General features: G+C 65.3%; 27 protein-coding genes, 1 pseudogene and 1 riboswitch. Of the genes and pseudogenes, 11 read left to right on the forward strand and 17 right to left on the reverse strand.

Features of this window, described 5'->3' with window-relative positions:
- Window positions 1–509 (forward strand): annotated as a pseudogene (locus DNX69_RS26555) (cobyrinate a,c-diamide synthase); the annotation flags it as partial.
- Entirely contained in the window at window positions 509–1,258 is a 750-nt protein-coding gene (gene cobA, locus DNX69_RS05950; protein ID WP_110785091.1) for a uroporphyrinogen-III C-methyltransferase, read from the forward strand. The pseudogene DNX69_RS26555 and the gene cobA, both read left to right, overlap by 1 nt.
- A gap of 31 nt (window positions 1,259–1,289) precedes the next feature.
- Here cobA and DNX69_RS05955 read toward each other — a convergent pair whose 3' ends face one another.
- Entirely contained in the window at window positions 1,290–2,228 is a 939-nt protein-coding gene (locus tag DNX69_RS05955; RefSeq protein ID WP_110785127.1) for an ABC transporter substrate-binding protein, read from the reverse strand.
- A 33-nt stretch (window positions 2,229–2,261) separates the two neighbouring features.
- A riboswitch (cobalamin riboswitch) is annotated at window positions 2,262–2,461 on the reverse strand.
- A 127-nt stretch (window positions 2,462–2,588) separates the two neighbouring features.
- Window positions 2,589–2,879 carry a hypothetical protein gene (locus tag DNX69_RS26260; protein WP_165825195.1) on the reverse strand — a complete coding sequence of 97 codons (291 nt, stop codon included), beginning with the start codon at window positions 2,877–2,879 and terminating at the stop codon, window positions 2,589–2,591.
- A gap of 178 nt (window positions 2,880–3,057) precedes the next feature.
- On the opposite strand from DNX69_RS26260, the gene DNX69_RS05965 reads away from it, so the two are divergent.
- Window positions 3,058–4,230 (forward strand): zinc-dependent alcohol dehydrogenase, encoded by a 1,173-nt coding sequence (locus DNX69_RS05965; RefSeq protein WP_110785092.1) that lies wholly within the window; start codon window positions 3,058–3,060, stop codon window positions 4,228–4,230.
- 191 nt (window positions 4,231–4,421) lie between these two features.
- Here the strand turns inward: DNX69_RS05965 and DNX69_RS05970 are convergent, their stop codons facing one another.
- Window positions 4,422–4,913 (reverse strand): ferritin-like domain-containing protein, encoded by a 492-nt coding sequence (locus tag DNX69_RS05970; RefSeq protein WP_110785093.1) that lies wholly within the window; start codon window positions 4,911–4,913, stop codon window positions 4,422–4,424.
- A gap of 74 nt (window positions 4,914–4,987) precedes the next feature.
- Window positions 4,988–5,593: a cysteine hydrolase family protein gene (locus DNX69_RS05975; protein WP_110785094.1), complete on the reverse strand. Its 606-nt coding sequence runs from the start codon at window positions 5,591–5,593 to the stop codon at window positions 4,988–4,990.
- A gap of 200 nt (window positions 5,594–5,793) precedes the next feature.
- Here DNX69_RS05975 and DNX69_RS05980 point away from each other — a divergent pair, with 200 nt between their 5' ends.
- Window positions 5,794–6,546 (forward strand): DUF72 domain-containing protein, encoded by a 753-nt coding sequence (locus DNX69_RS05980; RefSeq protein ID WP_110785095.1) that lies wholly within the window; start codon window positions 5,794–5,796, stop codon window positions 6,544–6,546.
- 3 nt (window positions 6,547–6,549) lie between these two features.
- On the opposite strand, the gene DNX69_RS26770 is transcribed toward DNX69_RS05980, so the two are convergent.
- Window positions 6,550–6,672 (reverse strand): hypothetical protein, encoded by a 123-nt coding sequence (locus tag DNX69_RS26770; protein WP_283809328.1) that lies wholly within the window; start codon window positions 6,670–6,672, stop codon window positions 6,550–6,552.
- 213 nt (window positions 6,673–6,885) lie between these two features.
- Here DNX69_RS26770 and DNX69_RS05985 point away from each other — a divergent pair, with 213 nt between their 5' ends.
- Complete coding sequence (locus DNX69_RS05985) at window positions 6,886–7,761, forward strand: manganese catalase family protein (RefSeq protein ID WP_110785096.1); 876 nt, start codon at window positions 6,886–6,888, stop codon at window positions 7,759–7,761.
- Window positions 7,762–7,930: 169 nt separating this feature from the next.
- Here the strand turns inward: DNX69_RS05985 and DNX69_RS05990 are convergent, their stop codons facing one another.
- Window positions 7,931–8,185 (reverse strand): hypothetical protein, encoded by a 255-nt coding sequence (locus DNX69_RS05990; RefSeq protein ID WP_234826867.1) that lies wholly within the window; start codon window positions 8,183–8,185, stop codon window positions 7,931–7,933.
- A 305-nt stretch (window positions 8,186–8,490) separates the two neighbouring features.
- Here DNX69_RS05990 and DNX69_RS05995 point away from each other — a divergent pair, with 305 nt between their 5' ends.
- The 5 genes from DNX69_RS05995 (at window position 8,491) to DNX69_RS26560 (ending at window position 12,252) form a co-directional block, all read left to right on the forward strand.
- On the forward strand, window positions 8,491–9,261 hold the full coding sequence (locus tag DNX69_RS05995; protein WP_110785098.1) for a Crp/Fnr family transcriptional regulator: 771 nt from the start codon (window positions 8,491–8,493) through the stop codon (window positions 9,259–9,261).
- Between the two features lie 8 nt (window positions 9,262–9,269).
- A complete protein-coding gene (locus DNX69_RS06000; protein WP_110785099.1) occupies window positions 9,270–9,962 on the forward strand; it encodes an HWE histidine kinase domain-containing protein in 693 nt (230 codons plus the stop codon).
- A gap of 599 nt (window positions 9,963–10,561) precedes the next feature.
- The gene (locus DNX69_RS06010; protein WP_110785101.1) at window positions 10,562–10,930 is read left to right on the forward strand and encodes a response regulator; all 369 of its coding nucleotides are present in this window, start codon (window positions 10,562–10,564) and stop codon (window positions 10,928–10,930) included.
- Window positions 10,931–10,997: 67 nt separating this feature from the next.
- Window positions 10,998–11,858: an SDR family oxidoreductase gene (locus DNX69_RS06015; protein ID WP_110785102.1), complete on the forward strand. Its 861-nt coding sequence runs from the start codon at window positions 10,998–11,000 to the stop codon at window positions 11,856–11,858.
- A 67-nt stretch (window positions 11,859–11,925) separates the two neighbouring features.
- Window positions 11,926–12,252: a hypothetical protein gene (locus DNX69_RS26560; RefSeq protein WP_234826868.1), complete on the forward strand. Its 327-nt coding sequence runs from the start codon at window positions 11,926–11,928 to the stop codon at window positions 12,250–12,252.
- 167 nt (window positions 12,253–12,419) lie between these two features.
- Here DNX69_RS26560 and DNX69_RS06025 read toward each other — a convergent pair whose 3' ends face one another.
- From DNX69_RS06025 to DNX69_RS06075, 11 genes are all read right to left on the reverse strand, one after another.
- Complete coding sequence (locus tag DNX69_RS06025; protein ID WP_110785103.1) at window positions 12,420–12,929, reverse strand: hemerythrin domain-containing protein; 510 nt, start codon at window positions 12,927–12,929, stop codon at window positions 12,420–12,422.
- Between the two features lie 18 nt (window positions 12,930–12,947).
- Window positions 12,948–14,225, reverse strand: a complete 1,278-nt coding sequence (locus DNX69_RS06030) for a hypothetical protein (protein WP_110785104.1) — start codon at window positions 14,223–14,225, stop codon at window positions 12,948–12,950.
- Complete coding sequence (locus DNX69_RS06035; RefSeq protein ID WP_110785105.1) at window positions 14,222–14,512, reverse strand: DUF2249 domain-containing protein; 291 nt, start codon at window positions 14,510–14,512, stop codon at window positions 14,222–14,224. The genes DNX69_RS06030 and DNX69_RS06035 overlap by 4 nt, the downstream gene beginning before the upstream one ends.
- 85 nt (window positions 14,513–14,597) lie before the next feature.
- A complete protein-coding gene (locus tag DNX69_RS06040) occupies window positions 14,598–15,068 on the reverse strand; it encodes a hypothetical protein (RefSeq protein WP_110785106.1) in 471 nt (156 codons plus the stop codon).
- 38 nt (window positions 15,069–15,106) lie between these two features.
- A complete protein-coding gene (locus DNX69_RS06045) occupies window positions 15,107–16,105 on the reverse strand; it encodes an FAD:protein FMN transferase (protein WP_110785107.1) in 999 nt (332 codons plus the stop codon).
- Between the two features lie 11 nt (window positions 16,106–16,116).
- A complete protein-coding gene (locus DNX69_RS06050; RefSeq protein WP_165825196.1) occupies window positions 16,117–16,668 on the reverse strand; it encodes a nitrous oxide reductase accessory protein NosL in 552 nt (183 codons plus the stop codon).
- Complete coding sequence (locus DNX69_RS06055) at window positions 16,665–17,492, reverse strand: ABC transporter permease subunit (RefSeq protein ID WP_110785108.1); 828 nt, start codon at window positions 17,490–17,492, stop codon at window positions 16,665–16,667. Before DNX69_RS06055 ends, DNX69_RS06050 begins: the two co-directional genes overlap by 4 nt.
- On the reverse strand, window positions 17,489–18,394 hold the full coding sequence (locus tag DNX69_RS06060) for an ABC transporter ATP-binding protein (RefSeq protein ID WP_110785109.1): 906 nt from the start codon (window positions 18,392–18,394) through the stop codon (window positions 17,489–17,491). Before DNX69_RS06060 ends, DNX69_RS06055 begins: the two co-directional genes overlap by 4 nt.
- Complete coding sequence (locus DNX69_RS06065; RefSeq protein WP_110785110.1) at window positions 18,391–19,755, reverse strand: nitrous oxide reductase family maturation protein NosD; 1,365 nt, start codon at window positions 19,753–19,755, stop codon at window positions 18,391–18,393. The genes DNX69_RS06060 and DNX69_RS06065 overlap by 4 nt, the downstream gene beginning before the upstream one ends.
- A gap of 2 nt (window positions 19,756–19,757) precedes the next feature.
- Complete coding sequence (nosZ, locus tag DNX69_RS06070) at window positions 19,758–21,695, reverse strand: TAT-dependent nitrous-oxide reductase (RefSeq protein ID WP_110785111.1); 1,938 nt, start codon at window positions 21,693–21,695, stop codon at window positions 19,758–19,760.
- Window positions 21,696–21,712: 17 nt separating this feature from the next.
- The gene (locus DNX69_RS06075) at window positions 21,713–23,947 is read right to left on the reverse strand and encodes a NosR/NirI family protein (RefSeq protein ID WP_234826869.1); all 2,235 of its coding nucleotides are present in this window, start codon (window positions 23,945–23,947) and stop codon (window positions 21,713–21,715) included.
- Between the two features lie 199 nt (window positions 23,948–24,146).
- Here DNX69_RS06075 and DNX69_RS06080 point away from each other — a divergent pair, with 199 nt between their 5' ends.
- Entirely contained in the window at window positions 24,147–25,049 is a 903-nt protein-coding gene (locus tag DNX69_RS06080) for a hypothetical protein (protein WP_110785112.1), read from the forward strand.
- The last annotated feature ends 77 nt before the right edge of the window (window positions 25,050–25,126 follow it).

A 25,126-nucleotide genomic window follows, 5' to 3' on the forward strand; every position in this document is an offset into this window, starting at 1 on the left:
AGATCGTGCCGTTCTCGCCGTTGAGCGACGAAGGCCCAGATCGGTCCTGCGACGCCGCGTGGCTACCGGGCGGCTATCCCGAACTGCACGCCGGGCGGCTCGCGGCGGCGACGCGATTCAAGGCGGCGCTCGGCGCGTTTGCGAAAACCCGCCCGGTGCATGGCGAGTGCGGCGGCTACATGACGCTCGGTGCCGGCCTGATCGATGCCGACGGCACGCACCACGCGATGGCCGGACTGCTCGGCCTCGAAACCGACTTCGCCAGCCGCAAGCTGCATCTCGGCTATCGCCGCGCGATCTTGCAGTCAGCCGCCGCCGGCCATGCCGCGGGCAGCGTGCTGCGCGGCCACGAGTATCACTACGCCCGCGTCGTCACCGTGGCGGACGAGCCACTCGCCGAAATCCGCGATCCCGCTGGCCAACTCACTGATGAGACCGGCAGCCGCCGCGGCCACGTCACCGGCACCTTCTTCCATCTGATCGATGTCGCCGAGGAGGCGATCGCCTGATGTCCAACTGTTTCGAAAGCGCCGCTGCACCCGGCCGCATCACGCTGGTCGGCGCCGGCCCGGGCGATGCCGACCTGTTGACGCTGCGGGCGATCAAGCGGCTGCAGGCCGCCGACGTCGTGCTGTACGACGATCTCGCCGGCGAAGACTTCATGGCGTATCTCGATCCCAACGCCGAGATGGTCGCGGTCGGCAAGCGCGCCGGCCATCCCTCGCCGCGCCAGGACGAAGTCAGCCGCCTCGCGATCAGCTACGCGCTGCGCGGCAAGCATGTGGTGCGGCTGAAGGCTGGCGATCCGACGCTGTTCGCCCGCGCCGACGAGGAGCTCCGCGCCGCGCGCGAGGCCGGCATCGCGGTCGAGATCGTCCCAGGCATCACCACCGCCACCGCTGCCGCCGCCGCGATCGGCGCATCGCTGACCAAACGCGGCGTCGCCCGCCGGGTGCAGTTCGTCACCGGCCATGATGTCGACGGCCGCCTGCCGCGCGACCTCGACCTCGCGGCGCTCGCCGATGCAACGGCGACGACCTGTGTCTACATGGGCAAGGCCACCTTCCCGGCCCTCGTGGCGCAACTGATCGCCCGCGGCCTGAGCGCTGCGACACCGGCCGTGATGGTCGAAAGCCTCGGCTCGGAGGCGACCAATGTTCAGCGAGGCACGGTCAGCGAGATCGCCGCCCGCCTCACCGCCGATCGGCCGTCCGGCCCCTGCATGATCCTGTATGGCGCGGCGCTGGAGGAGAGCTGATCGCCCGCGAGATCAGCGATGACGACGCAGCTCACTGCCGCGGCGTGGCCGCCGCAACGCCTCGCCTCTGGCTGATCTGCTCGATCGCATCGGACAGCCGATCGAGCGCCACCGGCAGCATCGCGCCTCCACAGACTGTGAGTTGATCCGGAATGACGATCCGGCGGCTCGACGGATACGCCTGCTGGATCGCCGGATGCAGCAGCAGCGCCTTGCCCTGATCCTCGGCCTGCGGCTGCTCCTCCGACAGCAGCAACAGATCCGGCCGCGACGCGACGATGGCTTCGAGCGAGGCGAAGCCACCATAGGCGAGGCCGAGGTCGGAGGCGGCGTTCGACAATCCGACGGTCTGTAGCAGTGAGCTGAGCAGGCTGTCGCCGCCGGTCACCCAGCCGCGCCGCGACAGCGCCAGCACCCGGCCGTGCCAATGTGACGCGCTCTGCCGCGCGCGTAGCGCGGACTTGTCGATCGCAGCGATCATCGCGTCCGATCGCTCCGGGTGGCCGACGAGGTCGCCGGCCCGGCGGATCTGCGCTTTGACCTCGTCGATCATCCGCGGCACGTCGAACTCCTCGACTGGAATGTTCTGCGTGCGCAGCAGTTCGCGGGTGGCGCGCTTGCCGTAGCGGCCGGCCAGCACCACGTCGGGCGCCAGCATCAACAGATCCTCCGCCTCGCCGGACAGCGACGGAAACCGCTCGGCCTCCTGCGCCAGCCACGACAGCCGCGGGTCGCGTGCATAGGGTCCGAGCCCGACGATCTGCTCCGGATCGGCCAGTGCGATCAGAAGCTGATCGGTGCACATGTTGATCGAGGCGATCCGCTTCGATGCGGCGAACACCGGCGAGGACAGCAGGCCGAACAGGCCGATCAGCAGCGCCAACTGACCGCAGCGCAAGCGAGGTAAACGCCGGGCGGCAGAGGCGCCCGGAGTACGAGCGCCGCGATGCGGCGCTGGGGTTCTGATCAAGACGACATCCTCCGCCGGCCCATCGCCGAACGAGTTGCACACGATGCACCGGTCGGTCTCCTGGCTCGCGGATATCCGTCGCGTCCGCCTTCCCGGCCGGATTCGGCCAGTGGCATCGAAGACGCTCCGATCCGCCCACAGTTGCGAGGGCAGCTGCGGCATTGGGGCGTCGGCCCCGCACCGCATTCCCGTTTCACCCCTCGTTCAGGGGCACCGGTACGAATGTGGGGTTAAGCACGTCGCCCCGACCGAGACAAGGCGGCATTCCGACTAACTGCCGCGGTTGCATGCGAATAGCCGGGCAACGCATTGCGCGCCACCCGGCTGGTCCGTCTCGAAGATTGCCCGTCGCGGTTTCGCTTACTTCCGCATCGGCGCGGTGCCGTTCTTCCGCATCGGCGTGGTCGCGTTCGATTGTCCGTCCGAACTCGGCGTCATCGCATTGGTGGCGCCGCGGGCGCTGCCCGAACCCTGGCCGCCGCGATCGGAGTTCGACGGTCCGCCGCCGCCAGCGGCTCCTGCGCCACCACCGCCCGCTCCTGCACCACCGCCACCCGCGCCGCCACCGCCTGCGCCCTGGGCCAAGACCTGGCTCGCACCCAGGGTGAGCGCCGCCAACACCGCCAATGCCGTCGTTACTTTTCGCATCATCTCCGCTCCTGTCGTTTCCTTATTGGTTAGTAACGATCACAACGAGCCGTGCTGAATACCGTTCCTGATCTCGATGACCGCTCTCACCTTATTAACCGTGCGGCTGTTCCGGCGGCGCCGAGGAACATCCGAACGCTTGCGGCTTTTCCCTTCGCCATCAACGACGAGGGAACTGCAGATGAAAGCGCTGACCTGGCACGGCAAGAACGACATCCGCTGCGAGAGCGTGCCGGATCCGAAGATCGAACACGGCCGCGACGCCATCATCAAGGTCACCGCTTGCGCGATTTGCGGCTCGGACCTGCACCTGATGGACGGGATCATGCCGTCGATGCAAAGCGGCGACGTGCTCGGCCACGAGACCATGGGCGAGGTCGTCGAAGTTGGTGCGGAGAACAGCAAGCTCAAGGTCGGCGATCGCGTCGTGGTTCCGTTCACCATCTCCTGCGGCGAGTGCTTCTTCTGCCGGCGCGGCTTCTATTCGGGGTGCGAGCGCTCGAACCCGAATGCCAAGGCAGCCGAAAAGATGTGGGGCCATTCACCCGCAGGCCTGTTCGGCTACTCGCACATGCTGGGCGGATATGCGGGCGGACAGGCCGAATATCTACGCGTGCCGTACGCAGACGTCGGACCGATCAAGGTGCCGGACGGCCTGACCGACGAACAGGTGCTGTTCCTGTCCGACATCTTCCCCACCGGGTTCATGGCGGCGGATTTCTGCAATCTCAAGGGCGGTGAAACCGTTGCGGTGTGGGGCTGCGGTCCCGTCGGCCAGATGGCGATCAAGAGCGCGTTCCTGCTCGGCGCCGAACGCGTAATCGCGATCGACACGGTGCCCGAGCGCATGGAGATGGCGCGGCAATCCGGTGCGATCGTCATCAACTTCATGGACGACGACGTCTACGACAAGATCCAGGATCTCACCAACGGCCGCGGTGCCGATGCCTGCATCGACGCGGTCGGAACCGAAGCGGCGGCGACCGCGAGCTTCGACTCGATGGTCGATCGCGTGAAGATGGCGACCTTCATGGGCACCGACCGGCCGCACGTGTTGCGCCAGGCGATCCACTGCTGCAGGAACTTCGGCACGGTGTCGATCGTCGGCGTCTATGGTGGGCTACTCGACAAGATCCCGATGGGCTCGGCGATCAACCGCGGCCTGACGATGCGGATGGCGCAGACTCCGGTGCAGCACTATCTGCCGCAACTGCTCGGCCGCATCCAAAAGGGCGAGATCGACCCCTCCTTCGTCATCACCCACCGCGCGACGCTGGAAGAAGGTCCCGAACTCTACAAGACCTTCCGCGACAAGAAGGACGGCTGCGTCAAGGTGGTCATGAAGCCGAACTGACCATCACGCGATCCGACCTCCAACTATTCAATCTCCAACTATTCGACGATGGCCGGGTTTGCCTGGCCATCATCGCTTTTGCAGGGATCGCGCCCCTGCGATGGTCAGCAGGCTCCGACGCGGCAGGCTCCGACCCAAATGGCCGGGCTTGAGGCCCGGCCACAATATCCAATCCTTCACAGGTGCGGAGATCAGGCCGCCTGCGACTGAACGTAGGAACGCGTCACGCTGTCGATATTCTGGTCGATCCACGCCGCCATGGCCTCCTCCTCCTTCAGCGAGGCCTGCAGCAGCGGCTTGGCCGAGGCGAAGCCAGCAATGTCGGCGATCGACAGCAGCGACTTGTAGGCGGCGATTTCGAAGTGCTCGAAGGCGTTGTTGGCGAAGGTGTTCTTCAGGATCTCGTCGGGCATCACGGTGTGAGCCAGCGCCGCCATATTGCCCATGAAAGACTGCGTGGTGTCCTTGAGCATCGAGGCGCTTTCGCCGCAGGCGGACAGACACTCGTCGAGCCGCTTGAGCTGGCCTTCGGTTTCCCGCAGGTGCTGCTGCACCCGCGCCTTGACTTCCGGATAGTCGTCGAGCCGTTCGGATTGCCGCTCCATCATCTCGCGCGCCTGTGTCTCCATCGCATGCGCGTTGCGAAGACCGGTGACAAAAATCTCACGTGCGTCCTGGGCCATTCTTCAGTCTCCAGTTGAAACGATCCCGCCTTCAACGTCATCGGCAGCGGCAGGTTCCTCGCGGATTAGAGCTATCAAGGCGCCCACAGATCGAACAACATGTCGCGGTCGAACAGATCGATCTGCTGACCGTAACGCGTGCGGTACATCGTCATCAGCGCGTCATGGCCTGGGTCGGACGAACTACACAGCGCGTCCTCGACTAGCACGACGCGAAAGCCGAGCTCGACCGCATCGAGCACCGTGGCGAGCACGCAGACGTCGGTTTCGGCACCGGTGATCACCACTGTGCCGACGTCACGCTCCCCGAGCAACGATGCCAGATTTGAGCATTTGAAGGCGGAGTACAGCGGCTTGTCGATCACCTGAGCCGGAGGCACGAGCCGTTGCAGCTCCGGAATCAGATCGAGCTGTTCCGGCGCCAGATTGGGGCGTAACGCGGCCTCCCAGCGCCGGTAGTAGTGCTGCCAACGGCCAGGTCGCTGTTCCGGATGCTCCGGCGTGATGAAGCGGGTAAAGATCGTCGAGGGAGCGTAGCGTGCTGCCACATCGGCCACCACGGGAACTACACGTTCCATCCAAGGCGTCTCCCAGACGCCGCCGCGGGCGAAAATCCGCTGCATGTCGACACAGAGGTGAACGGCGGCCTCGATCGGCTCGACCAAGAGCTGCCCAGTCATGAGAGGGCGCAGTTCGACGGGGCCATGCCCGGCTCGGTGCCGGCCTGGACGGAAGACTGTTCGATGACGGCATACTCCATGATGGCCGATCAACCACCGTCCCGAGCGCCCGTTCCTGTCCGGCGCTCGGAACTCGCCCGGTAGCCGCGCGCTTGAACCGGGCACAATCTTGAACCCAGCAGAACGGAGAGCATCGCCATATGCCGCGGATCTTGATCGGCACGTCGGGGTGGCATTATCAGTCGTGGCGGGGGCCGTTCTTTCCGGACGGCTTCCCGATCAAGCATCAGTTGCAATATTACGCGAGCCAGCTCACAACCACCGAACTCAACGGCGTGTTCTATCGCACGCCCACACCGGCCGCCGTGCAGTCTTGGCACGATCAGACCGGCAAGGACTTTGTCTTCGCCTGGAAAGCGTCGAAGTTCATCACGCATTGGAAACGGCTGTCGGGCAACTCTGCGAACAGCCTCGCACTGATGGAAGACCGTTTGGCGCTGCTGAAGCGCAAGGCCGGTCCGATCCTGTTTCAATTGCCGCCGCAATTTCAGGCCGACATCCAGCGCCTCGGAGACTTCCTGCAGATGCTGTCACCGCAGCGGCGCTACGTGTTCGAATTTCGCCATTCGAGCTGGTACACGCCGCAGGTTCTCCGCCTGCTGCGCGACGCCAACGCGGCGTTGTGTTTTTCGGATCATCACGATGCCCCGGCGCCGTGGCGCCGGACGGCGGACTTCGTCTATATCCGCGGCCACGGCCCCGGCGGCCGCTACAAGGGACATTATCCGATCGCGACATTGCAGCACTGGGCCGCGCGGGCGAAGGCATGGAAGCGCGCCGGCGCGGACGTCTACGTCTATTTCGACAACGATCAGAAGAGCGCTGCGCCAGCCGACGCGTTGCGGCTGCAGGCGATGGTTACGACGCCGGTGGTTTCGCTGCGTCGGACCTGAGGTTCAGCCGAACAGACCCAGCAACCACGCGACAATGCCGATCAGGGGAACCAGCGCCACCGCCAGCAGCAGGATGGGAGCGGGTTCGTTTCCGGTTCGCTTCGCGTCGGGCTTGTCGTCGTTCATGGCTAGCTTAAGCACCGAACATCGCGATCGTTCCTGGCGCGATCCGGATCCGCGTGGCCGTGCGGGCACAGGCCGACACATGCGCATGGGTCCGAAGCCACACACCGCAGCCGACAAGATTAGGAACGATGGTCCGGGCGTTCGGTTTGCGGAGCGGTGGGTGCGGCTCCGGGCCGCATCTTCCCAACGCCAGAGTTCGAAAGGAAACACTCGATGTACTACCATGACAAGCGGCTGCAATATCCTGTCCGTGTCGAGAAGCCAGATCCTCTTTTCGCCCGACAGCTTCAGCAGGCGATTGGCGGCATCGAAGGCGAGATCCGGGTCTGTCTGCAGTACTTCTTCCAGGCCTGGGGTGCGCGCGCGCCCAACAACAAATATCGCGACCTGCTTCTCAACACCGCCACCGAAGAGATGGGTCATGTCGAGATGCTGGCGACCGCGGTCGCGCTCAATCTCGAAGACGCACCGCTGAGCGCACAGGAAGAAGGCGCAGCGGACAAGGTGGTCGGCGCCGTGATGGGCGGCGAGAGCACCCGCCAGGTGCTGGAGAGCATGATGCAGCGCCATCTGCTGTCGACCGGACTCGCTGCCTTCCCGGCCAATTCGGACGGCGTGCCGTTCGACTGCTCGCACATCTATGCCAGTGGCAATATCGCCGCAGACATGTATTGCAACGTCGCCGCGGAGGCGACCGGCCGAACGCTGGCAGTGCGGCTGTTCAACTCGACCTCCGACCCCGGAATGCGCGACATGCTGCACTTCATGATCGCGCGCGACACCATGCACCAGCAGCAATGGCTGGCGGTGATCGAGGAACTCGGCGGCACAGCGGCGCTGCCGATTCCGAACAGCTTCGATCAGCGCGAGGAGCATCAGCGCTTCAGCTATTTCATGATGGGCACCTCGCGCGACGGCACTCCGCCGCCGGAAGGACGATTCTCAAGCGGGCCCTCGATCGACGGGCGCGGCGAATTCTACGCCGGACATTTCGAGCCGCTCGGCGAAGAGCCGGTGCTCGGCCCTGCCCGTCCATTGTCCGGCGCACAGAGCCAGCAGATCGACGGCAAGGCGATTACCGCGGAATAGCGGCCACGCGGCGGTGGGGGCGGTTCGATCGCGTCCACCGCCGGTTCATCCCGAAACTCAATCGATGGAATCCGTGCATGGTCGGGCGGACGATCCGACTCGGCGACCGCCAGACCGTCGCGCTGGTGCCTTTGGCCGCCTGATGCCTGCTGCCGAGATTCGGCTGCCGCTAAGCGCCCGTCGAGTCCAGGCGCACCGCCCGGCGCCCGGCCTCCTCCAGATCGCCCAGCGATCGTCGTCCATCCCGGGCGCAGGCCAGAATAGCTTCCGCCACCCGCGCCCGGACTACATGATGCTGGCCGTCGCGCAGCCCTCCGCACACCTTTTCCAGCGCCACTGTCATGTTCGCGACGGTTCGGCTGTCGAAATCGTCTTCGATCATCGATAACTCAGCAATGCTCGCCCGGCAGGCGATGCGCCCCATGGTCTCTCACTTCCCAGGATAGCCCTTCGGCGAGCTGTGTCGCTAACTTAGGTAAAATGAAACGAACGGCATTGCACCAGTCGGTATTTGAGTATGGGCATGGCCGGTTCCGGCATACCCCATGGAACCTTCGCGCAGCAGCTGTGTTGCCAGCAACGTTGCCGGTCGCGCGCTTGGTGCGGCGACGTCTATGCATGGGTCGAGATGCTGCGAAATACTCCACCACGAGGCAGATGGAACCGAGCGCTCCGGCTTACAGCGGTGGTCCTCTCGCCGACATGATGGGTCCATTGTAGAGGCGTCCGATGGTTCATCCATTCCTGCGTAAGCTCCGTCATGGCGCACGACTGACCAAGGATAACGAGGACATCCTCGGCCGCCTTGTCGAGTCGACCCGCCTGATCGGCGCGCGTGAGGACGTTGTCCCTTTCGGCGAGGCGCCGCGCTACCTGCCCCTGGTCGTCGACGGCTGGGCCTGCCGCTACATCACGCTGGAGAACGGCCGCCGTCAGATCGTCTCTCTCTTTCTTCCCGGCGACCTGTGTGAGCCCTTCGGCATCCTTCCCCGCTTCATGGATCATGCAATCGCGGCTCTGACCCCGGTGGTGATCGCGCAAGTTCGCCCGGAAGCCATCCGCGCCGCCGCCGACGCCAGTCCGCGGATCGATGAGGCGCTGTGGTGGGATCTGCTGGTCGCTTCCGCTATCGACCGCGAGCATCTGGTGAGTCTCGGGCGGCGCACCGCCACCGAGCGGCTCGGTCATTTGTTCTGCGAACTGCACCTGCGGCTGACCATGATCGGTCTCGTCGACGATGACGAGGCGTCCTATGATATGCCCGTGACTCAGGCAGACCTGGGAGATCTGCTCGGTCTTTCGATGGTCCACATCAACCGCTCGCTGCAAGAGTTGAGACGGTCGGGCATGATTTCCTTGCGCGACCGCCGGTTGTCGATCCGTGACCTCGATGGACTGCGCGAATTGTCGTTCTTCGACGACGGATATCTTCATCCGTTCGGGGCGCTTTCACTGCTCAACTCTTCCGACGTTTCGGACGTTGGTCGGACCTCGCGGTGAGGACTGGAATGCCGATCGACGCTACCCCTGCCCGGATCGCCGAGCTCGAGGCTGACAACCGCCGGCTACGACGGCTGCTCGACCAGCGCGACGCGCCCGGCGAGTTGCGCCACCGGATGCGCAGCACCATGGCGATTCTGCGGACCATCATCCGCAAGTCGGCAGGAACGCAGCGGGACCTCGACGCCTATGTCGGTCACCTCGAGGATCGGCTCGATGCCTTGATGCGCGCTCAAGCCGTCGCCGACGAACTAGGGGCGATCGATCTGCACAAACTGCTGTCCGACGAGTTGCTGCACTATCAAGCACGCGATGGCGAGCACACTACGATCGAGGGGCCGGTTCTGCAGCTCCAGCCGCGCGCCGGACAGGTGCTGGCACTTGCCTTGCACGAACTCGCCGTCAACGCGGTGGAGCATGGCGCGCTCGGCAATGGCGGGACGATCGGCGTCCGCTGGAGAGTGGACGGCGACGACGCAGCGCCCACTCTCACCTTGGTGTGGAAGGAGACCGACACGACGCCGCTCAGCGAACCGTCCCACCGCGGCTTCGGTACCGAGGTGCTGACGCGCACGCTCGAATACGAACTCCGGGCCAGAACCGATCTCTTGTTCGAAACCGACGGGCTTCGCTGCACGATTAGAATCCCGCTGTCGGAACGGATCGACCGGGAATTCGGCGCCAGGTCGGATGTCAAGTAGTCTTCACAATCGCGGCTTTTGCGGCGGCTTTTTTCTCCCTCGTCGGCGGTGCGATTAAGCATAGGTGAAAGCACCCAGGGTCGATCGCAACTAACCTGATTCCAACGGCCGAAAGGGATCAGTGTGAAGAAACGTCGAAACCGAACCAAGCAGCATCTGTCGCTCGAGCAGCGGCTTTCGGAGTTCTCCGACCGGTGGAAGGAGGAGGCCGAGAAGAGTGGCCACCGCGAGGCTCAGGAGAATTGGGAGCGACGTGTCAGGTCCACACAGGCCGCCCTGGGGATGATCGCGTGGCTGGGATCACGTGAGGTCCGCCGGTGAATCACGCCCGAACAGCCGGCCGTCCCTCAAGACCGCAGCGCCGGTGCTCAGCAGCAACGTCGGCGCTGTGAAGCGGTTCGCTCGTGCTGTGTGCATGAAAGCAGCGAACGTCTTCGCGTTCGTCGACGCTCCCGCCGTTCTGGACCGGTGATCGATTGCCTCGACACGCTACGCGCTCTCCGAGCCGCGAAAAAACATTTCCGAGCGGCGCATCGAAGGCCCCGTCCTGAAGGCAACCGCACGATCGGCCGGCCTCTCGACCGAAGGAAACAGCCGCTATGATCCGCCGCAACACGGCAATGTCCGGACGGCGTATCCTCCTGGTCGAGGACGAGTACTTCATTGCCGACGACATGGTGCGCCTGTTCCAAGAGCGCGGCGCGGAGGTGGTCGGTCCATTCTCCCGCATCGAGGATGCGCTCGCGGCGGTGTCCGCCGCCGATCGCCTCGATGCCGCGGTGCTCGACGTCAACCTGCACGGCACGATCGTGTTTCCGCTGGCGGACGAACTGACCGCGCGCGGCATACGCTTCGTGTTCACGACCGGCTACGATCACCACGTCATCCCTGCCCGATTCGACCATGTCGTGCGCTGCGGAAAGCCGATCGATCCCGAGGCGGTGATCGCCGCGCTTTTCGACGCCTGACGGACTGCTCTGTCGACGGAACAGCCCGCCTCTCTGTTGGTTAGCGCTGAACGATTGGGAGATACCGATGACCGAGAATTATCCGGAGCCGCCGTATCCGAGTCAGCGCCAACCGATGCCGGGCGAGACGGACCCGATGACGCCCCGTCCCGATCACGGCGAGCGCAGCTACAAAGGCTCGGGCAAGCTGACCGGAAAGGTCGCAATCATCACCGGCGGCGACAGCGGCATCGGACGCGCGGTCGCGATCGCCTATGCCCGCGAGGGCGCCGATCTGCTGATCGCCTATCTGAACGAGGACGAAGACGCGCAGCAGGTCAAGGCTGTGGTCGAAGCCGAAGGCCGCAAAGCGGTTCTGCTGCCCGGCGATCTGAGCCGACCGGACCACTGCCGCAACGTCGTGGCGCGCGCCGTCGAGGAGTTCGGCGCAATCGACATCCTGGTCAACAACGCCGCCCACCAGGCCACTTTCCAGGACATCGGCGAAATCAGCGACGAGGAATGGCAGATCACCTTCGCGATCAACATCCACGCGATGTTCTACCTGACCAAGGCGGCGGTGCCGCACATGAAGCCCGGCAGCGCGATTATCAACACCGCATCGGTTAATTCCGACATGCCGAACCCGATCCTGCTGGCCTATGCGACCACCAAGGGCGCAATCCAGAACTTCACCGGCGGCCTGGCGCAGATGCTCGCGAGCAAGGGCATCCGCGCCAACGCGGTCGCCCCCGGTCCGATCTGGACGCCGCTGATTCCGTCGACGATGCCGGAGGACTCGGTGAAGAACTTCGGCAAGCAGGTTCCGTTCGGACGCGCCGGCCAGCCGGCCGAGCTCGCCACCGCTTATGTGATGCTCGCCGATCCGCTGTCGAGCTACACGTCCGGCACGACGGTCGCGGTAACCGGCGGCAAGCCGTTCATCTGAGATCGCCGCACCGGTTCGTGACGAGGCCGGCCGTTGCAGCTGGTGCGAGACAACGGAGACGATCATCATGGATCCGATCTCTCCCGGGACGAAGCCACCGCTCAAGCGGACGTCGATCGGCGTCTGGGTGATGGTGCTGGCATTGCTGGTCCTGCTCGGCCTTGCCGGGTTCTTCGCCTATCAGGGGCTGGTGATCGGCGACGTCGAGATCCCGGCCCAAGGCTACGTCGCCATGGCGATCGGCATCGCGCTTTCTCTGGTGATCGGAATCGGACTGATGGTGCTGGTGTTCTACAGCAGCCGTCGGGGCTATGACGAGCAGCCCAGCTTCCTCGGTGAGCCGCCCGATAATGACGCTCCCACGTATGACCCGCCGGATCAGCCGCGGCGATGAATGCCCCCACGCCGGGATAGTGGGAATCGAGACTACGCCGTCCTTGCAGGCCGAGGGTCAATTATGGGTGGCGCACCCGCCATCGTTTCGATGGCGTTGCGGATCAGATGGCACCACCTGCTGGATCTGGATCTGGTCGACTTAGCGAGGCGCAGCGGACGATCCGGTTATGTCGCTTCCGCCCGCTGGCTGGCGCGGACGTAGGCGTCGTACAGCCGGGCTTCGGTGGCGTCGTCGAGGGTCTGATCGAGCAGCGGCAGCAACGCCATCTCTTCCTTCTGGACATGCACCACCATGCGCTGCACCAGCTCGGCGCCGGCGCGGCTGAACTCGCGCCAGCTCTCGGCATCGAAGCCGCCAGCCTGCGCGGCGCGTGCCAGTGCGATCAGCTTGTCGCCGAGCGGCCGCATGAAGCTGTGCTCCTCGGTCAGATGATCGCCGATCAGTTGATCGCCGACCGAGTCGAACATCGTGAACAGCTGGGTCTCCTCGAAATCGAAATGCCGCAGCGTGTCGGCTTCGATCGCGGCCGCGAGATCGGCGAGCAGCAGCGCGCCGGCGGAATCGGCGATGCTGATCGGCTGCCGACGCGAGATCGCCGCCTCCAGCCGCTCCATCAGCGCGATGGTGGCGCGATGTTCGTCGTGCAGGGTGTGGCTGATGCGGTTGGCGAACATGGCGGGCTCCTTGGATCATCAGTTGCGGGTGCGGCCGGAGGTCAGCGACGGCAGCACGCTGCCGATGTAAGCAGCGAAGGCCAGCGCCCCGGCGGCGCCAACCAACGCGGCGCCTTCCGCGAGCTGCGGAATGTCGAGCACGATCGCCAGCGCCAACGCGGCGATCGCGATCAAATGGCAGACGGCGTGCGCCTTGAGTGGAGCGGCAACACCGAGGTCGGTCAGCAGCGGCGGCCCGCCGCTGGCGCGGCTGACGTGCATCGAGGCGAGGAACGGCACGATCCGCTGCAGCACGCCGAGCAGGAACGTCATCAGCCAGCCGCCGAGCGCCACTAGGCCGAACAGCGTCGGTCCGCCGAGACCAGCCCAGCCCTGTAGCGCAGCAAGCGCGGCGAGCGGCGTCAGCGCCAGCATCACCCAGGAGAAGCGGATCAGCACGAACGACAGGCCGAGACGCTTGCGCATGCCGCCAGCGAGCGCAACGCGCATCAGGCCGAGATGCACGCCGACCGCAACCGCGCCGACGATGCAGGCGGCGGTCTGCAGCGCAAGGACATCGGCGAGCGCCCCGATCGCGCCGAACGCCACTGCGGCAGCGGCGGCGCCGAAACCAAACCACGCGGTCCGCTGATCCGGCGCATTCGACAGCGCGAACATCGGGATCAGCACATGGCTGAACCCGAGCGCCAGCATCCCCATGAAGCCGAAGCCGCCGAGGATCATATGGGCGCGGGCCGCGGCTGCGTGATCGATCAAAAATCCAAACCGGTCATCGAGCGACAGCGCGAGCCCCAGTGCGACCAACGCGATCAGCGATGCAAACGCGGCCCAGCCATAGGCGCGCACCACCGGCATGCTGCCAGCGCGGCGGAGATTGTCGGCGAGCAGCGCTGCGAACAGCAACAGCCCCAACGTCGACGCTTCAGCGCCCGCAATCATCCAGGCGCCGTCAGCGGCCGCCATGCCGGCGATCAGCACCAGCGCGCCCGGGATCAGCAGCCAGGATGCCAACCGGATCGGCCACACCGCCGCCAGCGGCTTAGTCGTTGCCACCGGGAGAAGCTGCACGGCAGCGCCGACCGCGGTGAATGTCAGAACCCCGAGCGTCAACAGATGTACTGCGGCCAAAGCCGGTCCGGCGCCGCCACGAAACCGCGGGAAGTCGTTCGCCGCGAACAGAACGGCGCCCCACAGCAGCACGTGGCACACCGTCGCGGCGACGAAGAACCGGAATGGCACCGAAGGTGGCAGCAGCCGGCTCTTGGCCGTGCCGAGAAATCCGCTGGCGCCGATCATGCCCGGCCTCGCTGAATCTCGAGCACCACCTCGCCGTCCCGCAGCAGCATGTCGCCGACCGGCGTCACCAGCCGATACGACCAGCCTCGCGCATCCAATTCGGGATACAGCAGCAGCGGCTCCTGGCTGACCAACGCCGTCAGGCCGCCACAGGCGTCGCCGCCATCGATCAGGCGCAGCACGGCTACCAGCGGTTCGGGACAAGGCAGGCCGCGGACGTCGAGGTGCAGCCGGTCGCCGACATACCAGCGGCGCCCACGGTCGGCTTGGTCGTTGCTGCGGCTCATCGCGGCTCACTCCATGGCTCAGCCGACGCTAACCGAGCGGCCTCGGCCATCGTTGTTCTGTCGCAAGCTGAATCGCGAATGGCGTTCAGAACAGCCCGTGTGCACCGCCAACCGCACCGAGAACGGTGATCAGCGAAACCGTGCTCAACACCCGATGGCCGCGGAGCGCCACCCGGAACGCGCGGTCCGGATCGCGGCGCGCCCGCGCGTCGAACCACGCGTGCAGAAACAGCGGCTCGGCGATAAACAGCATCACGATGAAGATCGCCCACAGCCCAAGCATCGCGCCGAGCCACCAATAGTGCGGATCAGCGAGCTCTGCCCAGCGGTCATAGGCGTACAGCATGTAAAAGCCGGAGATCCCGACCAGCAGCGTCGAGATCCGAGCCTGGGCGGCAAAGCGCCGCTCCAGCGCATCGAACAACGGCAGCCGCTTCGTCGCGTCCATGTCGAGGAGGCTCGGCAGGATCACAAAGGTGACGAACAGCAGTCCGCCGATCCAATGCACCACGCCGAGCACATGGATGATACGAAAGATGGTCGGCCAATCCAGCATCACGACATCACCGCAGCGTCAGAGCAGTACGCGCTTCCTTAGGCACGCAACCAGTCGACGCTCCCCTCTGCACCCGCCAGTAACACCTCGACGCCCGCCCGCGCACGAACGATATCGGCGATGCGGCTGCGGTCGAGCACGCTGCAGGCGGTCGACAGCGCATCGGCCTCCGTCGCGGTTGGTGCGACCACGCTGACCGAGCGATACAGCGACGGACTATGTCCGCTCGATGGATCGAACAGATGCGTGAACCGCCCCGCCGGATCGAACCGGAAGCCTGCACTCGACGAGGTTGCGACCGCGCGGTCCACCAGCTCAACGGTGCTAAGCTCGACGTCGGCCTTCTCCGGATCGGCCAGGCCGACGCGCCAAGGTGCTCCATCCGGTCTTGCACCGATCGCCCGGATCTCGCCGATGTCGACCAGCGTGGTGGTCATCCCGCCGTTGCGCAGCAGATCGGCCACGCGGTCGGTGACGAAGCCTTGGGCGATGCCATTCAGCGTGATCGCGGCGCCGGGACGTTTCAGCGCGATGCGGTCGGCTGACACCAGCACGTCGTGGTAACCGACCTTGGCCAGCGCGCTTGCGACGTCCGCCTTGCGGGGTCCGGCCGGATCGGCCGCTGCCTGCTCGAAGTGACGTCGATACAGCTCCCACAGCGGCTGCACCGTGGGATCGAACGCGCCGCCGCTCTGCTCGGCCAGACGCAGTGTCGTCTGCAGCAGCATCACCATGTCCCGATCCGGCGCGATCAGCACGCCGGACCGGTTCAGCGTGCAGATCGCCGAGGCCGGGCGATACAGGCTGAACAGTTGCTCGAGCCGGCGCACCTCGCGCACGCTCGCCTCAACCAGCTTCGCCGCCGCGGCACGATCAGGATGATGGATCTCGATCGAGACCTGGGCGCCGAGCGCGGAGCCCCGCCAGCGGACCGGCTCGCTCGCACGTGAGGGCATCGCGCGCCCCAGCATCGCGACGCCGAACGCGCTGGCCGCGATGGTGACGAAACGCCGCCGGGTGAGTGCTGACTGCGACATGGCGGTCCTCGCTAATTCATCCGCGTTTCGGGTGTCCCGTGATGATCGCTCGCCGACGGGGCGTCGCTGCCAAGCACGTAGGTGCCGGGGATCGCGTCGAACGTCACCACGCGCCCGCCATTCGCCGCGACGAACGCGTCGGCGGCCGCACGCTCGCCGAACGGCACCGTCTCGGCCGCGCCCATTCCACCGCGCTTGCGGCTCTCGATCACAAAGAACGCCTTCTTGGCATCGACCCAGTTGGTCTCGCCGGGCTGATCCCAGTTCGGCGCCCTGCCCATGTCGGAGACGTAGATCGCGCGGATGTCGCGCGGCTGATCCGGCATCAGCGTAAACGCAACGGCATCCCGCGCCGAGGAGAACCAGTACGGGTCGATCCGGCTTGCAGTGAGAATCTGTCCCTTGGGACCCGGATGCTCGACGAGGTTCATGCCGCAGAACACGCCCATCGCATCGGCATTCAGCGCCACCGGCGGCGGCATCACGGCGGAGCCCGACTTGTCGTTGCAGCCGGCGAGCAGCAGCGCGGCCGCGAGCACGACGATATGACCTGAAATCCTCATAGCTCCCTCCGGGCGAACACGACAATGGCAAGGCCGAGCGGCAGCGCAATCCACGCCGCCATCCCGGCCAGCAGGCCGCCGAAACTGGGTTGAACCGCGCCGGCAAGCCCCGCCATGCCGGCGAACTGGCTGACATTGGTGCCGGTCAGATTGCTCAGCCGGTACAGATCGGTCGGATTGAAGAACAGCAGCACGTTGAGCGCGCCTGCCGAGATCAGCCGGCCCTGATCGACCACCAGCACGCCGAGCAGCGCCATGTCGAACACCAGCACCAGCAACAGCCAGATCCCGACCGCAATGCCGGCTGCGGTGCCGCGCTGCCGTACCAGGCTCGAGGCTGCATAGCCGAGCGCAACGAACACCGCGCCGAGCAGCACCGAAGTCCCGAGCATCGCGGCAAACGACGCCCAACTCTGCGGCGACACCGGCGTGCCGCCGATCACCAGCGCCAGCGCCGAGACACCGTAACCGACCAGCGTCGCGAAGCTCAGGATGGTGACATGGCCGAGAAACTTGCCGAGAATGACGTGGGTGCGCGCGATCGGATAGCTCAGCAGCAAGATCATCGTGCCGCGTTCCATCTCGCCGACGATGGCGTCGTGCGAGATCAACAGCGCGATCAGCGGCAGCAGAAAAATCGTCAGGCTCGACAGGCTGACGATCACCACGTCGAGCGCCGCGGCGCCGACATGACCGGTCGGGGCGCTGCCGAGCAGCGTCAGCGACAACGACAATCCGGCGAGTAGCAGCGTCGCCGCGAACACCCAGCGATTGCGCAGGCCTTCCTGAATTTCCTTCAGGGCGATGACACCAATGGCCTTCATGCCGCCCGCTCCTGCTGCCGGAGGAAATGGGCGTACAGTTCATCGAGCGTCGGCTCCGCGACGCCGATGTCGGTGACGACCGGATCGCCAGCCGCCTGCCGCAGCAACCGCATCTTGCCGGCGTGATCGACCACGCCGATGTCGCAGCGGTCATCCGCGATGACAGCATCGTTCGGCAGCCATTCAGGCCGCGCGATCGGATCCGCGAGCTTCAGCGTGATCCGGATCGGCAAGCCCGCCAGCGCGCGCAGCTCGGCGAGCGTGCCATCGGCGACCAGGATGCCGCGATTCATGATCAGCACTTGCTCGGCGCGGCCTTCGAGTTCGTCGAGCGCATGCGAGGAGATCAGCACGGTGGCGCCATCGCGCCGCAACTCGTCAAGAATTTCGTAGAACGTCAGCCGCAGCGCCGGATCGAGACCGGTAGTCGGCTCGTCGAGCAGCAACACGCGCGGCGGGCCGAGCAACGCCTGCGCCAGCCCGAGCCGCTGTCGCATCCCTTTGGAGTAAGTGCCGACCAGCCGCCGCGACGCTTCGCCGAGGCCGACCCGCTCCAGCAGCGCAGCGCCTTGCTTGGCGTCGCTCCCCTTCAGCCGCGCATAGAACGCCAGCGTCTCGCGCCCGGTCAGCGCGGCGTTGAAGGCGACGTTCTCCGGCAGAAAGCCGAGACTGCGACGGCCGACAAACTCGCCGGCTGCCGGGTTCTCGCCGAGCACGCGGATTGATCCGTTGTCGGGGCGGATCAGGCCGAGCATCAGCTTGATCAGCGTCGTCTTGCCGGCACCGTTGTGGCCGACCAGTGCGCTGAGCCGCCCAGGCTCAAGGGTAAACGACACGTCGTGCAGCGCCCTCACCGCGCGGTAGCGCTTCTCGACATGATCGATGGCGACGGTCGCGGTCATGGCGCCACTCCCGGCATCGGCCGCGCCGGCGGCGCGATCAGCGGGCGGGTATCGACCACGCCGCCCGGATACAGCGCGGGAAACTGGCTTTGCGCCCAGCGCAGCACCTGCACAGCCGGGCTGTTGATCAGCACCTTGGCGGCCGGCGCGGTCCACAGCACGCGGTCGACCAGATCGTTCGGCCGATAGGCGGCGTCGGCAATGCCGTCGTTGTCGAGGTCGAAGGCTGGGTTGTCGCTCCAATAATTGCCGCGGCCGTCCTTGGACCAGTCCAGGTCGCGGGTGCCGACATATTTCACCTGATTGCGATTGCCGATGAACGCATTGCCCACGATCTCGTTGCCTTCCGAACCGGCGGTGAAGTGCACGCCGATCTCGCAGCCTTCGAACCAGTTGTCGCGAAACCGGTTCTTGTTGGCGTTGTAGATGAATACGCATTTGGTCGGACCGAACTGGGCATCGGCGGCGCCGCGCTCCACCGCCATCATGCCCTTGTCCGCGTCCGCGCCTCCGAAATCGGTACTGATCCCGGACAGCGGCCCGCCGACGACACGATTGCGCTCGATCCTGGCGAAGTTCGCGTAGTTGAACAGCAGCCCGAAGTCGCGGTCGCGCTCGGAGACGTTGCCGAGGATCGTCAGCCGGTTCGAGTACATGATGGCGTAGCCGCCATGATTGCCGATCGAGACGTTGCCGCTGATCTCGCTGTCGTTGGTGTACATGTAGTGCACCGCGAACCGCACCTTCTCGAAGCGGTTGTTGATGAAGCGGTCCTTGCTGCTGGTCACCGAGAAGATACCGTCGCGGCCGTAGCGGATCGAGTTGCCGTCGACCACGACATCCGGCGCATTCCACACCCGCACGCCGTTGCCGGCATCGTTGAGGCGAATGCCGCGCAGGCCGTCGATGGTGTTGTGGGCGACCCGCGACCCGCGAGCGCCGTGAACGTTGATGCCGAACAGATTGTCTTCGAGGCGGTTGCCTTCGATCAGCGCCCGCTCGGCCGTTTGGGTCAGAAAGATCCCCGAATCCATCGCCTGCGGGTCGCGGCCGGAGCCGCGCACCGACAGGCCGCGCACCGTGACGTCTGGAGACACCACGGTGATGACGCTGCCCTGCCCATGCCCGAGCACGGCAGCGCCGGGCTGGCCGACCAGCGCGAGCTTGCGCTCGATCCGGATTGGCCCGCGATAGTCTCCCGGCGCCAGCGCGACGGTGTCGCCGTCGCTGGCGCCGTCCAGCACCGCCTGCAGGTCCGACGACGGCACGACCTCGATCCGCGCGGCCGAAGCCGCGCCGGATGCGGCAACGCTGATGAGCGCTGCCACGACCACGATCGCCGATCGCACCGCCATCGCCATGCTCAGACGCTCTTCGGCTCGACCAGCATCCGGCCCTTCATTTCCATGTGCATGGCGTGACAGAACCAGGAGCAGTAGTACCAGTACACACCGGGACGATCAGCGGTGAAGGACACCGACGCCGTGGCATGCGGTGCGACTTCCATCTGGATGCCGTAGTTGACGATCGAGAAGCCGTGGGTAAGGTCCTCGACCGTGTCGATGTTGGTGACATAGACAGTGACGTGATCGCCCTGCTTCACGTCGAACTCGGTGAGGCCGTAGTTCGGCGCGGTCGACACCATGTAGACCCGGACCTTGTCACCGTCGCGGATCACCTTGGAATCTTCCTCCAGCTTGACGCCGTCGGCTTGCGCCTGCTTCACCGCATCGGCGAACATCGGATCGGCCCGGTCCCAGACCGAGATCGGATTGATCTTGGAGCGATGCACGATGGTGGCGTCGTGCGGCTCGGCAAAGCTCGGGCCGTCGTGCACCAGCTTCATCTTGTCGCCGGAAATGTCGATCAGCTGATCGTTCTCGGGCTTCAGCGGGCCGACATTGAGGAACCGGTCCTTGGAGAACTTGTTCAGCGAGATCAGCCACTTTCCGTCGGCTTCCTTGGTCTGGCCCATCGACGAGTGGTTGTGGCCCGGCTGGTAGTGAACGTCGAGCTTGTCGAGGATCGGATTGACCTTCTCGCCCTTGTAGGCACGCCTGGCCAGATCGATGTTCCATTTGCAGATCTGGCTGTCGATGAACAGCGTGGTGTAGCCGTTGCCCTTGCCGTCATAGGCGGTGTGCAGCGGGCCGAGACCGAGCTCCGGCTCGGCGACCACCACGTCGCGCGGCTTGATCTTGTCGTCGAACAATTGATCGAAAAGCCGCACGTCCATCACCGTCGCGGTCGGCGACAGCTTGCCGTTGGCGACGATGTGGATGCCGTCCGGCGCGGTGTTCATGCCGTGCGGGCCGTTCGGCACCGGCACGTAGCGGGTATAGGGCGAGCCCTTGCTGCCGTCGAGCACCGGTACACCCCCAATCTCCTTGAAGTCGCCCTTCTTCACCGCCTCTTCGATCCGCTTCAGGTTGAAGATCACCACCCAGTCCTGATCGGCGGCGGTCATTTCGGCGGCGGTGACACCTCCTTCGGAGTTGTAGCAGGTCGCGAACGCGTATTTGCCCTGATAGTCGGCGTCGACGTTGTCGAGATTGCCGTCGACCATCACCTGCCAGGCCACTTTCATGGTGTCGCCGTCGATCGCGGTGAAGACCGCGCGATAATCCTTGGTCTTGGTCAGGTTGTGACCGTCGTTCGGCACCGGCACCCGGTCCTCGCCGTTACAGAACACGTAGCCGGTGCGCGGATATTTCTGGACGCGCAGGCCGTGTACGGTGTGCTGGTTTGGCAACTGGATGATCTTGTCGCACTTCATCACGTCGAGCCGGACGCGGGCCACGCGGGTGTTGGCCTTGTCGTTCATGAAGGCGTAGCGGCCGTCATAGGTACCGTCGGTGAAAGACAGATGCGGATGGTGAAGGTCGCCGTTGACATAGGTGCCGCCGCGGCTCTTCAGGAATTCGCGGCTCTCGGGCAGCAGCCCCTCGGTGAGCACCTTGAGGCTTTCGTTGGTCTGGCCCCAACCGGTGGCGCTGCAGCGATTGAACACCGGCACCCGCATCAATTCGCGCATCGACGGCAGGCCGATGATCCGCAGCTCGCCGGACTGGCCGCTGGAGAAGAACACGTAATATTCGTCGAGTTCGCCCGGGTGGACTTCCGCCTTCTGAATCGCGGGACGTGCCGGGCTGCTCGGCTTGGTCTGCGCTTCTGCGGTCGCGATCAGCGTGCCCCCGGTACCGAGCGTTGCGCCGCCGACGATGCCGACACCGGCTGCCGCCGCACTGCTTCCGAGTAGCGTTCGCCGGCTGAGGCCGTGTCCGTGATCCTGGTCGCCCATAGTGCTCTCCTTGAGGTTTACTGTGCTGGAGGTGGTTGAGAGGTGCTCGCCGGCTGGGCGGCAAGCGGTTTGCCCCCGGCGAGAATCACGGTCGCGGGGCCTTTGCCGCCGCGCATCGATGTCGACGACAGCGCTTCGCGCTTCTCGCGCTTCAGCCGGAGCTGAATCATGTGCGGGCAGCGATGGTCGTCGAAGTAAAGTTCCTGGCAGTGCATGCAGTAGATGCACTCGTTGACGTTGATGTGCCCTTCGGGGTGGATCGCCTGCACCGGGCATTCCTTGGCGCAGCGCTGGCACGGCGAGCCGCATTCCGGCCAGCGGCGCAGCCACTCGAACATCCGGAGACGGCCCGGGATCGCCAGCGCCGCCCCAAGTGGGCACAGGTAGCGGCAGAAGAACCGCTCGACGAACAGACCAATGGCGAGCAGCGTCGCCGCATACACCACGAACGGCCATTCCCGCGCGAATTTGAGAATGATCGAGGTCTTGAACGGCTCGATCTCGGCGAAGTGCTCGGCAGCGGCCGTGGAGTAGATCGACAGCCCGAACAGCCCGAGGAAGACGATGTACTTGATCGGCCACAGCCGCTCGTGCAGTCCCCACGGCACCTCGAACTGCGGGACTTTCAGCGCCTTTGCGACGTTGTTGAGCAACTCCTGCAACGCCCCGAAGGGACACAGCCAACCGCAGAACGGCCCCCGCCCCCAGAACAGCAGCGCCGCAGCCACGGACGCCCACAACACAAAGATCAACGGCGCCGACAGGAAGTAGTCCCAGCTGAAGCCGCTGATCAGAGAGTTGGTGAAGGTCAGGACGTTGACGACCGAGAGCTGCGCGTTGGCGTACCAGCCGAGCCAGACCAGGATGAAGGTGAGATACGCGCGGCGCACCCAGACGTAGACCGTCGGCCTGCGTACCAACTGGTTCTGGAAGAAGAAGATCAGTGTCAGCGTCACCAGCGCGACGGCAAGAATGCCGATCCGCACCAGATCGCCGCGCCAGATCCGCATCCACAGCGGCTCGTCCTGCGTGGAGTCGACCTCCGCAACCGGCGACGAGGCAGCGGCATCGGCGGGGGCAGCGGCCGGAATCGCTAACGGCGCCGGCGTGTCGCTCACCGTGACGGCGCGCTGCTCGCGCTTGATGTAGCGGTCCGGCAGAGTGTAGCCGAGATCGAAGGTCAGGAACGCTTTGTCGCGCGCGCCGATCACGCGCTGCACCAGCAGCTGCAGCGACCACGGCTCGGTCGGATCGAACGCGAATTCGGTCGGCACCAGGAACAGCCCGATCTCCGGAAACTCCGGCGCGCCTTCCGCCGCGAGGTCGCCGAGCCTCGTGTGTTCGCGGTCACGGAAGCGGATGCTGTTGCCGTCCTGGATCAGCTCGATGCGATCGAAGATGCCGCCCCGCACGTAGCCTGAGCCCTTGAACGAATAGGCCCCGCGGCCGGCGATCACCAGCGCCTGCTGTCCCGGCTGCAATCGCGCTTTCAGCCGCTGATAGCCGTCGTTGCCGAGCAGGCTGCGTCCGATCGTCGGCACCGCGACATCTGCGGCGTAGAGCTCGATGAAGGTGTCGGTCGGCTCGCCGGGCTCGGGACGAGCCGCCGCTTCGCGATTGCCCGATTTCTCGAACGCCTGATCGACGTCGGCATTGGTCAGCAGCAGTCGGCGCACCGAACCGTCACCGACCAGATTCTCCCAGTCGCGCACTTCGCTCTTGGTGAGGTCGACCGTCTTATTCACAGGCGGCGCCTGAGCCACTGCGCCCTGCCCGCCGCCGATCCGCCCCGTCTTAATCAGCTTGGTCGCCGAGCGTACGATACTGTCGCCGATCACCAGCACGGTGACGGTGGCGCCGCTGACGATATCGACCTGCGGCGCTGCTGCCTTGCCGCGCGCCACCGGTGCCATATCGGCGCCGATCAGCTTGTTGACGGCAGCGAGGATCTTGGCTTCCGGAATGCCGACCAGAACGATCGGCTCCTTGTGATCGACCAGCTTCAAACCGGTGATGACGCCGTTCGGATCGATGCCGATCAGCATCTGGATCGGCTTGCCGGAATAGCCGGTGGCGTTAACAAAGTCCGAATTCAGATAGGCGAAACCCAGTAATCGATCGCCTTGATACGCCGGTGCGAGCACGGGATCGCCCTGCATCGGGCCGAAACGGTCCGCGCCCGGCACGAGTTCGGAGGGCGACGCACGGCTGAGATAGTCGCCCAGATGGCTTGCGGCATTTACAGCTGTCACGCTGCTCGCCAAAGCAAGCACAAACAACAACAGGGCAAGGATTGGGTGCAATCTTCTCAACGGCTCGGTTCCAAGTAGTGGACAGAACGCCGTTGTTCTGGATCGCGTGGTCAGCTCTCGATAGCAGCCGACGAAGACACCGATTTGCGCCAGCGCAAATTCGGCCCATAATGCCTAGACTGCTCAACCAGAGACGACCATGCGTAACACTCCGCTCTTGACAGCACCGCCGACCAACGCGGTAACGGGCTTCGCAGAGCTTTACGCCATCGCTCTGGCACAGGCAGAACGCGCCGCGACCAGCTACCACGAGCTGGCGACGTCGTTCGCCGACCGCGGCGAGCAAGCGATGGGGCCGGTTCGCGATGTCCTCGAGACGCTGCACGAACGCGAACAGGATCGCATCGACGAGCTCAGGCTACGTTGTCTGGCTACGACCAGCAAGACGCCAAGTCCGCGCACCCTTCCATGGCCGGTCGAAGATCTGGTTCCCGCTGAGGAACTCGCTGATCTGGCGGTGTCGGCGCTTTCGACTCCTTACCAGGCGTGGGCGATCGCCGTGCGGCATCGACAGCGCGCTTTCGTATTCTGGACCTACGTCGCGGCGCACGCGACGCGGCCGGTGATCCGCGGCGCCTCCGAAACGATGGCGCGGGAAGCTTTGGCGGAGGCCGATCTGCTGCGGCGCGAACGCCGCCTCGCTTGGCGAGCATTACAAGCCGGCGGACAGGTCGACGCGGAGCGGCGAGCGTTCGATGACATGTCATCGGCCGCGTTGCTCGAAAGTTTGCTGCTGAAGGAGATCATCCGCTGGGCGCAGGGGCTGCAGCCCGCAGAACGCGAGGGGCTGATCCAAACCGCAGGGCTAGCGATCGACGACCTCGCGGCCGCCACGGCCGAGCTGCCCGGCATTCCGGAAGACGACCCGATTGGAGATCCCGCGGCGCGCGTGATCCGTTACGCCGAACAGCTGGCGTCTCGCTATCTCGACGAGTCCGACCGCGCCACCGATCAGGCCGAATTGGATCTGGCGCAGAATCTCGCCTCGTCGTCGATCGGCCGGTTGGCCCGGCTGCGCGCCTTCGCGATCACGCTGCGCTAGAGCGGGATGATTTTACGTTTGATCGTAGCCAGCATTGGTGAAGTAGTTTGAGCATTCGGTTGGTGGAGTGGCTTTAA

The organism is Rhodopseudomonas palustris (genome assembly GCF_003226555.1).
Lineage (GTDB): Bacteria > Pseudomonadota > Alphaproteobacteria > Rhizobiales > Xanthobacteraceae > Rhodopseudomonas > Rhodopseudomonas palustris_I.